A 13,182-nucleotide genomic window follows, 5' to 3' on the forward strand; every position below is an offset into this window, starting at 1 on the left:
CGCACTCTCGACGAATTGAGACAAAAGCGATTGCCCCCATGCCCGATGCCCCGGATCCCGTCGCCCGCATCGACGCCCTGACCGCCAACGCCCGCAACACATGGTTCGCGCTGCTCGGCGTCCTGGTCTTCGTCGGCATCACCCTGATGGGGGTGCAGCATATCGATTTCTACGGCGTCGACCGCGCGACTCATCTGCCGCTGGTCAATGTCGAGGTGCCGACGCGATCCTTCTTCGTTGCCGGCCCGATTCTGACCGCGGCGATCTTCGGCTATTTCCATCTTTACCTTATCCGCCTCTGGGACGCGCTCAGCGTCGCACCCGACAGGATAAACGACCGCCCTCTTGGCGACGCGATCTCCCCCTGGCTTGTCACCGACGCCGCCCTGCACCTGCGCAGCGCCTTGCGCCGATCCGCCTGCACCACGCCCCGCGCGATGGAAAGCCCGGCCATGGCTCTGAACCTGGCGCTGGCCTGGGGGTTCGGGCTTGTGGTCCTTGGCTTTCTCTGGTGGCTCTCCATGCCCGCCCGAACCTGGTGGATCACGGCCGTCGCCGGCCTGTCCCTGATCGTTTCGCTCTTCGTCGGCGCCGCCAGCCTCGCCATGATGATCCTGCGGATGCGCAAGACACACACCGGAGGTTCCCCGCGCCTCTGGTCCAACGCCCCGGCCATGGGGGCGATCCTGGTCGCGTTTCCCGCCGTTCTGGTCATCGGTCTGCAACGAACAACCGCAGGCGTCGCCGCCAACCTTGCGCCCCTGAACATGATCGGCGCTTCGGTCGTGGAACGTCCCGCAGACTGGCTGCCCCACTACATCGCCCGCCGCGAATTCCGCGCCGCGTGGTGTCGCCGCGAACAGATCGCGGACTGCACGGACCTCGGCGACCGCGCGGGAGAATTCGACGACGAATGGAACCAGCGGCGCGCCGCCGAACGGGCCGCGCTCCGGCAGCCGCACTGGAGCGTGCCCGATCCGGCCCCGATCGACCTGCGGCGGGCGAACCTCTCGGGCGCCTTTCTCGCCGGCGCCTCGCTCCGCGGCGCCCTGCTGGACAATGCGAACCTCGCCGGGTCCCAGATGGAGGCGGTCGATCTTGGCGGCGCAAGGATGGCGGGCGCGATCCTTGTCGAAATCCGGCTGGAACAGGCCGACCTGCGCGGGGCGCTGATGCAGGGGGCGAACCTTCAGGCCGCCAACCTTGTCGGCGCCACGCTCGCGGGGGCGTCGCTGGCGGGCGCAAATCTGCTCGGGGCGCGGATGCAATCCGCCGACCTGAACAATGCGGACCTGACCGATGCCGACCTGCGCGCCGTGCAGCTTCAGGGCGCGACTCTCTATGACGCCCGCCTGACCGGCGCCAACCTGATCGCCGCCGACCTCAGCGGCGCAAACCTGAACGAATCGGATCTGCGCCACGCCGCCCTCAGCGGAATCCGGCTCGATGGCGCCAGCCTGTCCGGCGCAGACCTGCGCGGGGCCGACCTGAACCGCGCCCGGCTCACCGGCGCCAACCTGGACGGTGCACAATTGCAGGGCGCATCGCTGCACCGCGCCAAGATGGACGGAACCGATGTGCGCCGCGCCACGCTCACCGGCACCGACATCTCGGGCGCGTCCCTGCGCGACGCGACGTTCGACCATTCACTCATCGCCGGAACCGGGTCGGACCAGCTTTCCACGACAGGAACCGATTTCCGCGGCAGCCGGAACAGAGGCGGCGCGCTGCGCGACGTCGACCTTTCTCTTGCGCAGTTCGACGCGGACAGCGACTGGCGCACCGTCTTCCTCGACGCCTCCGTCCATGTTCCCGACGATCTGCGCGCCCTTTTCGGAGCGCCCTGCCAATGGGCCGGGCAGCAGGGCCGCGACACCCCTCTTTCCGACGCCGAGTTCTTCGCCCGGTGGCGCGGCTGGGTCGAGGCCGATCCGAACTATGTCGAATGGTCCGGCTGGACCTTTTTCGCCCCGCCCGAATGGCACGACGTCGCCCCGGTCCCGCCGCCCGACGGATGCGCCTGGAGCGCCGGCCAGACACCCGATCGGCCACCCCATATCTGGGACTGAAACCGCGCCGGATTCACTGTGCAAGACGGAAAAACCCAACACGGCCGCATGCACAAAACGAAACAAATCCGTGGCGTCAGTGCACTGGACGCCGACGCCAATAATTCCTATATAAACCGTCAGGAACAAATCCGAGGGTCCGATGAACAACGCTTCCCAACCGCTCGAAGGCACGCCCCTGATCGCGCCGTCCTCTACAGATCATCCGTTGTATGACCAGGTGGTCGAAGCCTGCCGGTCGGTTTATGACCCGGAGATTCCGGTCAACATCTACGAACTCGGCCTGATCTATACCATTGACATAAATCCCGAAAATGAAGTCAGCATCATCATGTCCCTGACCGCGCCGGGCTGTCCGGTGGCCGGCGAGATGCCCGGTTGGGTCGCCGATGCCATCGAACCCATCCCCGGCGTCAAGCAGGTCGATGTGCAGCTCACCTGGGAACCGCCCTGGGGCATGGACATGATGAGCGACGAAGCCCGACTCGAACTCGGCTTCATGTAAATAGCCGTATGCAACGCATTCAGGAGAAAAGGTAAAATGTTCGGCATCCCCGGCAAACAGGCCGTCACCCTGACCCCGAAAGCCGCCGCCCAGATCACCAAGCTCATGGCCAGCAAGGGCCATTCCGGGTTGCGCATCGGCGTCAAGAAAGGCGGCTGTGCGGGCATGGAATACACCATGGAATACGTGCAAGCCACGGATCCGAATGACGAAATCGTGGAACAGGACGGTGCGCGCGTGTTGATTGCCCCAATGGCGCAGATGTTTCTCTTCGGCACCGAGATCGACTATGAAACCAGCCTTCTGGAATCCGGGTTCAAGTTCAACAACCCGAATGTCTCCGAAGCTTGCGGCTGCGGAGAATCCATAAAATTCAACGAGATGCCCGCAAATTCCAAGTGAGACCCTCAGCCGGCTGTCTTCAGATGCAGGTAGGTCTCATTGAATCGGCGGGACAGATGCTCTCCGGCCAGAATGATTTGACCTGATCCCGGCGGCGCGACGTTCGTGTCATAAGCCGGGTTCAGGAACAGCGGCACCGAGATCCGTTCCCAGGCACCGCCGATCACCCGATGCAGGGTCGCCTTGATCCTGCCGCCCGACCACATTTCCAGCATCTCTCCGAAATTGATCACAAAGGTGCCCGGCGCGGCAATGATCGGCTCCCAACGTCCGTCCGGCATCCGCACCTCCAATCCGGGCGCGCCGTCCATCGCCAACAACGTCAGGCATCCATAATCGGTATGCGCCGCGATTCCGAAATCCTTGTCGCCCGCCCACTCCGGCCGCGCGGAATAGAAATTGCCGCGCAAAAGGGCCATGGGCGGGTCGAAGGCGTCCGCGAAACTCGCGGATGACTGGCCCAAAGCATCGGATATCGCAGACAGGATTTCACGACCGACGGATATGGCCTCGGAATAATAGGCTTCAATCTCCGCGCGGAACCCCAAGGGTTTCTCTGGCCATTGGTTGGGCGCATAGACGCCGAGGTTGCGTTTCTCGAACGGATGGCGATCGGGCAATTCGTAACCGCAATCGAAGACTTCCTTGAAGTCCGGGTTGGCGTCGGGATCCACCTGTTCTGACTTTGGGGCACCCCACCCGCGATTGGCTCCGGTCCGGGCCATGTCGACCGCTCGCTTGTCGTCGTCCGGAAGACGAAAAAAGGCCCGGTAGGCGTCCAGCACCCGCTCTACCCGATCGGATGTCAGGTCGGTGCCGGATACGGTCAGAAATCCGACCTCCTGCACCGCCCGGGCCAGCACCGACATCTCACCGGGGTCGCGGCGCAACAGATTTCTCAGGTCAAGTTCAGGTATCACCCCGGCATCCTCTCACGACGGCCAATTGTCTGCGCTTTCCCCGGATGCTACCACGGCGCACCAAGAGGGCACAGGAGAATACGATGCGCAGGAAAATCGCGGCTGGGAACTGGAAGATGAACGGCACCGGTCTCGATCTGGCCATGCTGGCCGACCTCTGCGACCGCCACCCGGCTCCGCGGTGCGACATCCTGATCTGCCCGCCTGCCCCGCTGATCCACCGCGCCGCCCAAACCGTGCGGAACAACACCGTTGCGATTGGCGCCCAGGACTGCCATGCCGAACCTTCCGGCGCCCATACTGGAGATGTCAGCGCGGCCATGCTGGCGGATGCGGGCGCCAGCGCGGTGATCCTCGGCCATTCGGAAAGACGCCAGGACCATGGGGAAACCGACGCGAGCGTCCGCGCGAAAGCACAGGCCGTGATCGCGAACGGGCTGACCGCCATCGTCTGCGTGGGCGAGACCTTGGCGCAGCGCGATGCGGGCGACACACTGGACCTGATCACGTCTCAGCTGAATGGGTCCCTGCCCGATACGATCGCCGGGCATTCCAATGTCATCGCCTATGAACCGATCTGGGCGATCGGCACCGGGCGCGTGCCCGCCGCGGCGCAGATCGGCGAAGTGCACGCATTCATCCGGAGCACGCTGGGCCAGAGGTTCGGACCGGAAACGGCCGCCGCCATCCGCCTTCTCTACGGCGGGTCGGTCAAGGCCGCAAACGCCGCGGAGATATTTTCGGTGCCGGATGTCGACGGCGCGCTCGTCGGCGGCGCCAGCCTCTCTGTCGCGGATTTCTCGCCGATCGTAAGCGCATTGGAGGCAAGCGCCTGACCGGATGCAACAGGCACCGCCCCCGGTCCGGAGACGGCGCCTGTCCGCTTGCTTGATCTGAAATGCGCGGCAGCGCGCTATTTGACTATGATTTCCGGCCCCATGAAGGTGTTCGGAAGGAAGGTGCTGATCACGGGGACATAGGTCACGATGATCAGGAACACGAAGAGGACGGCCAGGAACGGCAGAGCCGCGCGGACCACCCGCATCATCGGCATGCCGGCCACGCCCGAGGTGACGAAGAGGTTCAGGCCAACCGGCGGCGTGATCATCCCGATTTCCATGTTCACGACCATGATGATTCCCAGGTGGATCGGGTCGATCCCCAGTTCGATGGCGATCGGGAAGACCAGCGGGGCGACGATCACGATCAGGCCCGAAGGCTCCATGAACTGACCTCCGATCAGCAGGATCACGTTGACGATGATCAGGAACACCACCGGGCCGAAACCGGCGGCGAGCATCGAGCCGGCGATCTGCTGCGGGATCTGCTCGTCGGTCAGCACGTGCTTGAGGATCAGCGCATTGGCGATGATGAACATCAGCGTCACCGTCAGCTTGCCCGCCTCGAATAGCGTATCGCGCGTGTCCCGGTGGAAAAAGGCGGTGACGAGGGCCACCGGCTTGTCCAGAAGCGTCAGGTTGCGGCCGCCGTCCTTGCCGGCGAGCGGCCCCATGTCCCGATAGACGAAGCAGGAAATCAGGAAGGCATAGACCGCGGCGACCGCCGCCGCCTCTGTCGGGGTGAAGATGCCGCCATAGATGCCGCCGAGGATGATGACGATCAGGAACAGCCCCCAGGCGGCGTCCCGGCTGGAGTCGAAGACTTCGCCCCAGCCCAGCCAGTCGCCCTTGGGCAGGTTCTTGACTTTGGCGATCAGGTAGATGGTCAGCATCAGCATGGTGCCCGCCATCAGGCCGGGAATGACCCCGGCCAGGAACATCCGCCCGACGGATACATCCGTGGCGCTGGCGTAAACGACCATCACGATGGACGGCGGGATCAGGATACCGAGCGTGCCCGCGTTGGCGATGACGCCCGCGGCGAAATCCTTGGAATACCCGACCTGCCGCATCCCGGCGATCACGATCGAACCGATGGCCACGACGGTGGCGGGCGACGACCCGGACAGGGCGGCGAAAAGCATGCAGGCGAAGACCCCCGCGATGGCCAGCCCGCCGGGAAAATGTCCGACAATGGCAATCGCGAACCGGATGATCCGCTTTGCCACGCCGCCTGTGGACATGAAACTGGAAGCCAGGATGAAGAACGGGATGGCCAGAAGCGTGTAGTGGCCCGCCATCGCCTGAAACAGCGTCTGCGCGATCGACGCCAGCGACGTGTCGCTGAGCACCAGCAGGAACACGATCGAGGACATGCCAAGGCTGATCGCGATCGGCACCCCGATCAGCATCAGGCCGATGACCATCAGGAAAAGAACAAGAACTTCCATGCGCTCAGTCTCCCGCGTTCATGTGGCGCACATCCGCGACCGCATCTTCGGCTTCATGGCTGACGATAAGCCCCTTGGCATCGCCGCGGGCGATCCTCAGCGTCGCCTGGATCAGCCGGAACAGCAGCAGCGCCATGCCGATGGGAAGGATGGCGTAGGGAATGAAACGCGGCAGTTTCTCGTAATGCTCGCCTTCGTTCATGATCGGTTCGATCCAGCGCAGCCATTCGGGAAACGGTATGTCGACCACCTCGTACCAGGCCTGATCGCGCGAATCCGCCACCCCGGTGGGAAACCACCGGCCGGTCGTCGCGTCCAGCCCCGCGAACGGCGCCCAGTAGTCCCAAGCGCCTTTCATGACGAGAACCGCGTAGAAGACGCAGACGAAAGCGGCGACAAGGGCGAACCCTTTGCGCATCGACGGTGACAGCAGATTGATCACCGCGTCGACTCCAAGATGTGCCGTGACCTTGACAGCGTAGCTGACACCGAAGAGCACCAGCCAGGCAAACAGGAACGAGGTGGCCTCCAGCCCCCAGATCAGGCCGGTATTGAAACCGTAGCGCAGCACCACGTTGATGAACGTGATGAGCGTCATCAACCCCAGGATCACGGCAATCGCGGATTCTTCGAATTCGTTCACCACGCGGCCAAGCATGGTCTGCGGCTCGTATCGAGTCGACATGAAGGGGTCCTCCTGTCCCGATGTGAGATACAACAACAAGGTCCGGCCCCATCCGGGCCGGACCTCTGCGATTGTCCGGATCAGTTCATCGCGTTGAAGGATTGTGCGGCGGCGATGTTGTCCGCACCAACGTCGCCTTCGAACTCGTCCCAAACCGGCTTCATGGCGACCAGCCACGCATTGCGCTGCTCGGGGGTGAGTTCGCGGATCACGCCGCCCGCGTCCAGAATGGCTTGACGGGCCGCGTCGTCGACCTCGCCCACGGCGGCATTCCGGCTTTCCGTCACTTCATTGACGATGGTCGCCAGCTGGTTCCGGACATCTTCGGGCAGGCTGTCCCACCAGTCGGTCGATGTCACCAGCATGTAGTCGAGCACGCCGTGATTGGTTTCGGTCGTGCCGTCCTGCACCTCAAAGAACTTCTGGCCATAGATGTTGGACCAGGTGTTTTCCTGCCCGTCCACGACGCCGGTCTGCAACGCGCCATAGACCTCGGAGAACGCCATCGGCTGCGGGCTGGCGCCCATGGCGGCCATCTGCGCCTTCAGCACGTCCGAATTCTGCACCCGGAATTTCAACCCCTTGGCATCCTCGGGCACCAGAAGCGGCTTGTTGGCCGACATCTGCTTCATGCCGTTGTGCCAGAATCCCAAACCCAGCAGCCCGCGACGGGTCATCGACTCCTTCATCGCCTGCCCGGTTTCGGAATTCTGGAACGCATCCACCGCAGCGATATCCTTGAACATGAACGGCAGGTCGAAGATCCGGAACACTTTCGTGAACTGTTCGAACTTGGACAGGGACGGGGCCGCGAACTGGACGTCGCCCTGCAACATCGCTTCCAGAACCTGGTCGTCGTTGTAAAGCGTCGAGTTCGGGAACACTTCCATGCACATCACGCCGTTCATCTCATTGTTGACGCGTTCTTGCAGCAGAGACGCCGCGATGCCCTTGGGGTGCTTGTCCGTATTGGTCACATGCGCGAACTTGACAACGATTTCACCGTCGTCACAGGCTGCAAAGCCAGCGGTCGCGGACAGTGACAAGGCCATTGCCGTGGCGGCAGCGGTCATCAGTTTCATCGGTTTCTCCTCCCGAATATATGAATTGGCGGGGTCTCATCCCCAAGTGTCGTGCCGGGCATGGCACGCTGCACGCAGTGAAGCGGAACGCGATGCGACGCTCAACTGTTTGTCGCGCCATCAAACAGGATTCATATTTGTTTTTTATTGCGCGGGACTTGTGCCGCGATCTTAATGCCATCACGGCCGGCCTTCTCCTGCGCTGTGCGGAAATCCACACGGCGGCCCAGCCGTTTGTGCGGAAATCCACACAATTCAATCGCGGAAGTCTTCCGGGCGAATCCCGTATTTTGCAAGCTTATCATAGAATGTCTTGCGGGGCAGCTTCAGCGCCTTCGCGGCCTGCGACGCGCGGCCTTGCTGCCTGCTCAGGGCGGCGATCAGCAACGATCGTTCCACCCGCGCCATCTGTTCCGCCAACCCAAGTCCGCCCGGATCGGACGCATCGTCGGCCATGCCCAGCACGAACCGCATCGCGGCGCTCATCAGAGACCGCGCATTGCCCGGCCAGTCCTGCGCCATCAGCGAAGCCATGTGATCCGGGGTGATTTCCGGCAGTTTCAGGCCCGCCTGCTCGCACGCCTGTTCCGCATAGCGCCGGAACAGGATCGGAATGTCTTCCGGGCGCTCGGCAATCGACGGGATCCGCACCGACGCGCCTTGCAGGCGATAGTGCAATTCGCTGTTCAGCCGGGCTTCGTCCAGCGCGATCGTGCTGCCGGCCATGACCCGCGCAAAGTGCCCCGCATCCAGGAATTCGGTCAGGGCGATCTGTGAATCCGCTGGCAGATCGCCGATCTCGTCCAGGAACAGCGCCCCATGGGCCGCAACCTGCATCGCGTCACGCAGGGCGGCCCGGTCAAGCCCGGCGGCGGCGCGTTTCTCAAAGGCCGCGTGGGCCCTGGCGGAACACAGGTGGATGACTTCCGCCACCTTGGACGCGCCGCTGCCCGGCGGCCCGTGAACGAGAATCGCCTCATCCGTCTGCGCCAATTTCCGCACCCGTGCACGCAATGCCCCGGCAAGGTCAGAGCAGCCGAAAATCATCCGCGACGCCGGATCGCCGGTTTCCGCCCGCGCCCGCTCGGCCCTGGCCTGAAGCACCGACCGGCGCGCCTCCAGCGCCCGCGACAGGACCGAAACCAGGTCCCCCGGCGCGCAGGGTTTCTCCAGGAAGTCAAAGGCGCCCTGTTCGATCGCGGACACGGCCATCGGGATGTCGCCTTCTCCGGTCAACAGGACCACCGGCAGTTCGTCGTCGACGTCCCGCGCATAGTTGAGCAGATGGAACCCGTCCCGTCCCGGCATCCGGATATCCGACAGGATCACGCCCGCGAAATCGCGGGTGATATGATCCTTGGCGGCGACAAAGGACCCCGCCGTCGTGGCCCGCAAGCCCGCGAGGTCCAGTGTCTGCGCCAGCGCATCGCGCACGGCGACATCGTCGTCGACAAGCAGGACGCGGGACGGCCCGCTCACGCTGCCCGCTCTTCGCGCCAGGGGTCCAGGCTCACGGTAAAGACCGCGCCGCCGTCCGGCCTGTTCTCGCCCCTGATTTCACCGCCAAAGCTCTGAACGATGCCGTAGGAAATCGAAAGACCAAGCCCCATGCCTTCCGAAGCGCCGACCACCTTGGTCGAATAAAACGGCTCGAAGATCTTTTCCGGCATCGCGAGCCCCGGCCCGCTGTCGGCGACGGCGACAAGCACCGGACCGGTCACCTGGATCTTCACCAGAATCCGTTTGCTGTCCTGCCCGTCCATCGCATCGGCCGCATTGCTCAACAGGTTGACGAAGACCTGTCCCAGCCGCACCTCTCCGCCCCGCACCCAAACCGGATGTTCGGGCGCCTCGAAATCCACCGTCACGCCTTCGCGTCGCATGCGTGTTTCGGTCAGTTCGACCGCGCTGTTCAGCACCGCGACAAGATCCACGCGGCCGGCGGCTTCGCTTTCCTGGCGCGCAAACGCCCGCAGATTCTTGATGATCCGTCCCATGCGCCGGGCCAGTTCGGATATCCTGCCCAGATTTTCCGCCGCTTTTTCTGTGTCGCCACGGTCAAGAAACTGCATCCCGTTTTCGGCGAAGGACCGGATCGCCATCAACGGCTGGTTCAGTTCATGGCTGATCCCGGCGCTCATCTGCCCCAGCGCGCTCAGCTTGCCGGCCTGAATCAGATCGCTCTGCGCCCGCTGCAACGCGGCCTCCGCCTCCTTTCGTTCCAGCACTTCGCGGCGCAGGCGAGTATTGGTGTCGGACAGTTCCTGCGTGCGTTTCGCGACACGGCTTTCCAGCACCGTGTTGGCCTGCGCCAGCGCGCGGCGCCTTTCAGTCGCAAGAAAAAGCATGGCGCCGAAAGCCAGGCAGATCGCCGCGACCGCCGCCGCCTGCAACCAGGCCAGACGCCGTGCCGGGGCCGCGTCCACCAGCACCTCTCCGGTCAGGCCAATGACCGGCAGTTCACGTTGCAGATGCAGGGCATGTTCCGGAAGATAGGGTCCCCAGCGCAAGGTCCACAGGTCATGCGATCCGGTCAATTCCGCCTGAAACGGCGGCGGATCGCCTGCCGGCGGCACCAGCCCGGCCCCGGTGTCCGGGCGACGCCAGAACAACAACTCGGAGCGGTTGGTAAAGAACACCTCGCGGTTGGTATCCGTAAAGAACACCGCCGGGGTGCTGCTCGGCCAGGAGCGTTCTATGCTTTCCACATCGGCAACGACGATCAACGCGCCGCGCACCTGTCCGTCATTGGCGAAAACAGGGGCCGCGTAGAAATAGGCGCGCCCGTCCAGCGGCGGCCGGATACCATGATCGCTGCCCAATGCCCCCTGCATCGCGCGGCGAAAATAGGGCTCGCCGGACAGGTCGCCCGCCGTCAGCCCGTTGGCGGAGGCCAGCACCTGTCCGCTGGCGTCCGCGAACAACACGTCCAATGCCGAAGTCTTGTCCGCAACCTCCAGCAACAAGGCCGCGGCGCCGTTTCTCATCGCAAGATTTTCCACGGAATCCAGTGCCGGATGATCCGACATCAGCACCGCCAGTTCCTGAAAGGCCTGCAACTGCGTGCTCAACCGGTCGCTCGCCAGTGCAAGATCCGCTTCCGCACGGCGCGCCAGCTGTTCCAGGGCCTGCAAATATCCGTATCGCCAGACCGCCCCTGCGAGCGCAAGGACGACCAGCAAAAAGGCCAGCACAATCCATCTGCGTTGAAACGGCGCGTCCCGCATGGGTCTCCTCCGACGATCCGGTCGCGATCGGGCCAGCCGTCCCGGTGGATTTGCGCACAATGCTGGCCGCGTAGCAATCCCCGCGGACCAACGGACACCGCTGCGGTCCGGTCCGAAGACGCACCGGTCAGATCGTCTCTGCGGTGTCGAAAGGCGCGGATCACGCCTCCAGCGGCAACATGGTCGTGGACTTGATTTCCTCCATCGACAGCAGGGCCGTCACATTGTGCACCCGGACCTCTGAAATCAGGGCCTGGTAGAACGCGTCATAGGCGCGGGCATTTCGCACCCGCACCTTGAGAATATAGTCGATATCCCCCGCCAGGCGGTGCGCTTCCTGCACTTCGGGACGATCGCGCAGCGCCTTGAGAAAGGCGGCCTGCCAGGCGGCTTCATGTTCGGACGTACGGATCAGCACGAAGAAACAGGCCTCGAATCCCAGCGCCTCGGCATCGAGCAGAACCGTGTGTTGGCCGATCACCCCGGCCTCGCGCAATTTGCGAATACGGTTCCAGACCGGGGTCTTGGAACTGCCGACGGCCTTGGCGATATCGTCCAGAGACTGGCCAGCGTCCTTTTGCAGTTCAGCCAGAATTTTCCGATCCGTTTCGTCGATCCGCACCGCCATTCCAAATTTCCTCCAAGCGCAAGACAACTTCACCGAATTCTTTTCAAGACTGGAACATTTGTCCTTATTTAGCAAGGCATATGGTCAAATAGCAGGACAATTTCCTATATTGCACCTCAGAAATCAGCCCTTCACAGGTCCATGCGATCATGTCGAACCCACTACGAAACAGCTTTGCACCCCTTGCGACGCGCCTTCTTGCGATCCGCGGGTGGTTTCGCGCGCGCGTGAAGCCGGCGCTGCGGACGGAAGGGAAAGTCCTGTTCGTCGGCGCCGGACCCGGCGCGGCAGATCTGTTGACCGTCCGCGCGCTGGCGGCGCTGCAAGCCGCCGATTTGGTCATTCACGACCGCCTGATCAGCGACGACATCCTGGCGGAAATCCCGGCCCGCACGCCAAGGATCGACGTCGGCAAGGAAGGCTACGGCGCGTCCACGCCTCAGGCGGACATCAACGAACTGATCCTGCGCGAGGCCCGGCGGGGCGCCTGCGTCGTGCGCCTGAAATCCGGCGATTCTTCGGTGTTCGGCCGGCTGGACGAGGAAATCGAGGCCTGCGACGCCGCCGGTGTCGCCTGGAATGTGGTTCCTGGAATCACCGCCGCCTCCGCCGCCGTCGCCGCGATCGGTCAAAGCCTGACCCGGCGCGGCCGGAACTCATCGGTCCGCTTTCTGACCGGGCATGACATGAAGGGTTTCGCGGATCACGACTGGACGTCCCTCGCCCGCCCCGGAGAGGTCGCGGCGATCTACATGGGCAGGAAATCCGCCCGCTTCATCCAGGGCCGGCTGATCATGCATGGCGCGGATCGGGATACGCCGGTGACGCTGGTGGAAAACGCGTCCCGCGCGGATGAACGCGTCGTCGCGACGACCCTGGGCGCACTGGCGCAGGATCTCGACGCCTCCGGCATCCTCGGCCCGACCCTGACGTTCATCGGCCTGCCCCCCCGCAGGAACGCCGGGGCACTGCGGCCCGGCATTTTCAAGACAAAACAACAGAAGGAACGTGCCTGATGGCTCGCGATTTTACGCCCAAAGTGGTGACCGCATCCGATCTGCTTGAGGGCGATGTCATCTACCTGAAGGCCGATGACGGCTGGAGCCGGGACCTGGCCGAAGCCGAGGTCATCACCGACGAGGCCCATGCCCAACTGCGCCTGCTGGATGCCGAGCGTCTGGCCAACAAGGTGGTGGGCGCCTACCTGGCCGATATCGCCCCGTCCGGTTCCGGTCCGCAGCCGGTCCACTTCCGCGAAGACTTCCGCCGCAGGGGACCTTCGAACTATCCGCACGGCAAACAGCAGGACCTGCCCAGGACGCCCACCCGCTGACCGCCACGCAAACCGGCCCGTCCAGACCGCTCCGGACCCGA

13 protein-coding genes are annotated in these 13,182 nt (G+C 63.8%); 6 read left to right on the top strand and 7 right to left on the bottom strand.

The window, feature by feature from the left end:
* Positions 1–38: 38 nt before the first annotated feature.
* From QO034_RS02770 to QO034_RS02780, 3 genes are all read left to right on the top strand, one after another.
* Entirely contained in the window at positions 39–2,069 is a 2,031-nt protein-coding gene (locus QO034_RS02770) for a pentapeptide repeat-containing protein (protein ID WP_284483975.1), read from the top strand.
* Between the two features lie 142 nt (positions 2,070–2,211).
* Positions 2,212–2,574 (top strand): SUF system Fe-S cluster assembly protein, encoded by a 363-nt coding sequence (locus tag QO034_RS02775; RefSeq protein ID WP_284483976.1) that lies wholly within the window; start codon positions 2,212–2,214, stop codon positions 2,572–2,574.
* Positions 2,575–2,610: 36 nt separating this feature from the next.
* On the top strand, positions 2,611–2,976 hold the full coding sequence (locus QO034_RS02780) for a HesB/IscA family protein (RefSeq protein WP_284483977.1): 366 nt from the start codon (positions 2,611–2,613) through the stop codon (positions 2,974–2,976).
* A 5-nt stretch (positions 2,977–2,981) separates the two neighbouring features.
* Here QO034_RS02780 and QO034_RS02785 read toward each other — a convergent pair whose 3' ends face one another.
* Entirely contained in the window at positions 2,982–3,896 is a 915-nt protein-coding gene (locus QO034_RS02785) for an isopenicillin N synthase family dioxygenase (RefSeq protein WP_284483978.1), read from the bottom strand.
* Between the two features lie 83 nt (positions 3,897–3,979).
* On the opposite strand from QO034_RS02785, the gene tpiA reads away from it, so the two are divergent.
* A complete protein-coding gene (gene tpiA, locus QO034_RS02790) occupies positions 3,980–4,732 on the top strand; it encodes a triose-phosphate isomerase (protein ID WP_284483979.1) in 753 nt (250 codons plus the stop codon).
* A 77-nt stretch (positions 4,733–4,809) separates the two neighbouring features.
* On the opposite strand, the gene QO034_RS02795 is transcribed toward tpiA, so the two are convergent.
* The 6 genes from QO034_RS02795 to QO034_RS02820 all read right to left on the bottom strand — a co-directional run bounded on the left by QO034_RS02795 (position 4,810) and on the right by QO034_RS02820 (position 11,808).
* Positions 4,810–6,186: a TRAP transporter large permease gene (locus QO034_RS02795; RefSeq protein ID WP_284483980.1), complete on the bottom strand. Its 1,377-nt coding sequence runs from the start codon at positions 6,184–6,186 to the stop codon at positions 4,810–4,812.
* A gap of 4 nt (positions 6,187–6,190) precedes the next feature.
* Complete coding sequence (locus tag QO034_RS02800; RefSeq protein WP_284483981.1) at positions 6,191–6,871, bottom strand: TRAP transporter small permease; 681 nt, start codon at positions 6,869–6,871, stop codon at positions 6,191–6,193.
* A gap of 80 nt (positions 6,872–6,951) precedes the next feature.
* Positions 6,952–7,953, bottom strand: coding sequence for a DctP family TRAP transporter solute-binding subunit (locus QO034_RS02805; protein ID WP_284483982.1), 1,002 nt, complete (start codon positions 7,951–7,953; stop codon positions 6,952–6,954).
* Positions 7,954–8,208: 255 nt separating this feature from the next.
* Positions 8,209–9,432, bottom strand: coding sequence for a sigma-54-dependent transcriptional regulator (locus tag QO034_RS02810; protein WP_284483983.1), 1,224 nt, complete (start codon positions 9,430–9,432; stop codon positions 8,209–8,211).
* Entirely contained in the window at positions 9,429–11,180 is a 1,752-nt protein-coding gene (locus QO034_RS02815; protein WP_284483984.1) for a sensor histidine kinase, read from the bottom strand. Before QO034_RS02815 ends, QO034_RS02810 begins: the two co-directional genes overlap by 4 nt.
* A gap of 160 nt (positions 11,181–11,340) precedes the next feature.
* Positions 11,341–11,808, bottom strand: a complete 468-nt coding sequence (locus tag QO034_RS02820) for an Lrp/AsnC family transcriptional regulator (RefSeq protein ID WP_284483985.1) — start codon at positions 11,806–11,808, stop codon at positions 11,341–11,343.
* A gap of 149 nt (positions 11,809–11,957) precedes the next feature.
* Between QO034_RS02820 and cobA the strand changes: the two genes are divergently transcribed.
* Together cobA and QO034_RS02830 are read left to right on the top strand one after the other, a co-directional pair.
* Complete coding sequence (gene cobA, locus QO034_RS02825; RefSeq protein ID WP_284483986.1) at positions 11,958–12,824, top strand: uroporphyrinogen-III C-methyltransferase; 867 nt, start codon at positions 11,958–11,960, stop codon at positions 12,822–12,824.
* Positions 12,824–13,141 carry a DUF2849 domain-containing protein gene (locus tag QO034_RS02830; protein WP_284483987.1) on the top strand — a complete coding sequence of 106 codons (318 nt, stop codon included), beginning with the start codon at positions 12,824–12,826 and terminating at the stop codon, positions 13,139–13,141. Before cobA ends, QO034_RS02830 begins: the two co-directional genes overlap by 1 nt.
* Positions 13,142–13,182: the final 41 nt, after the last annotated feature.

It is taken from the genome of Sedimentitalea xiamensis, from assembly GCF_030164465.1.
GTDB lineage: Bacteria > Pseudomonadota > Alphaproteobacteria > Rhodobacterales > Rhodobacteraceae > Sedimentitalea > Sedimentitalea xiamensis.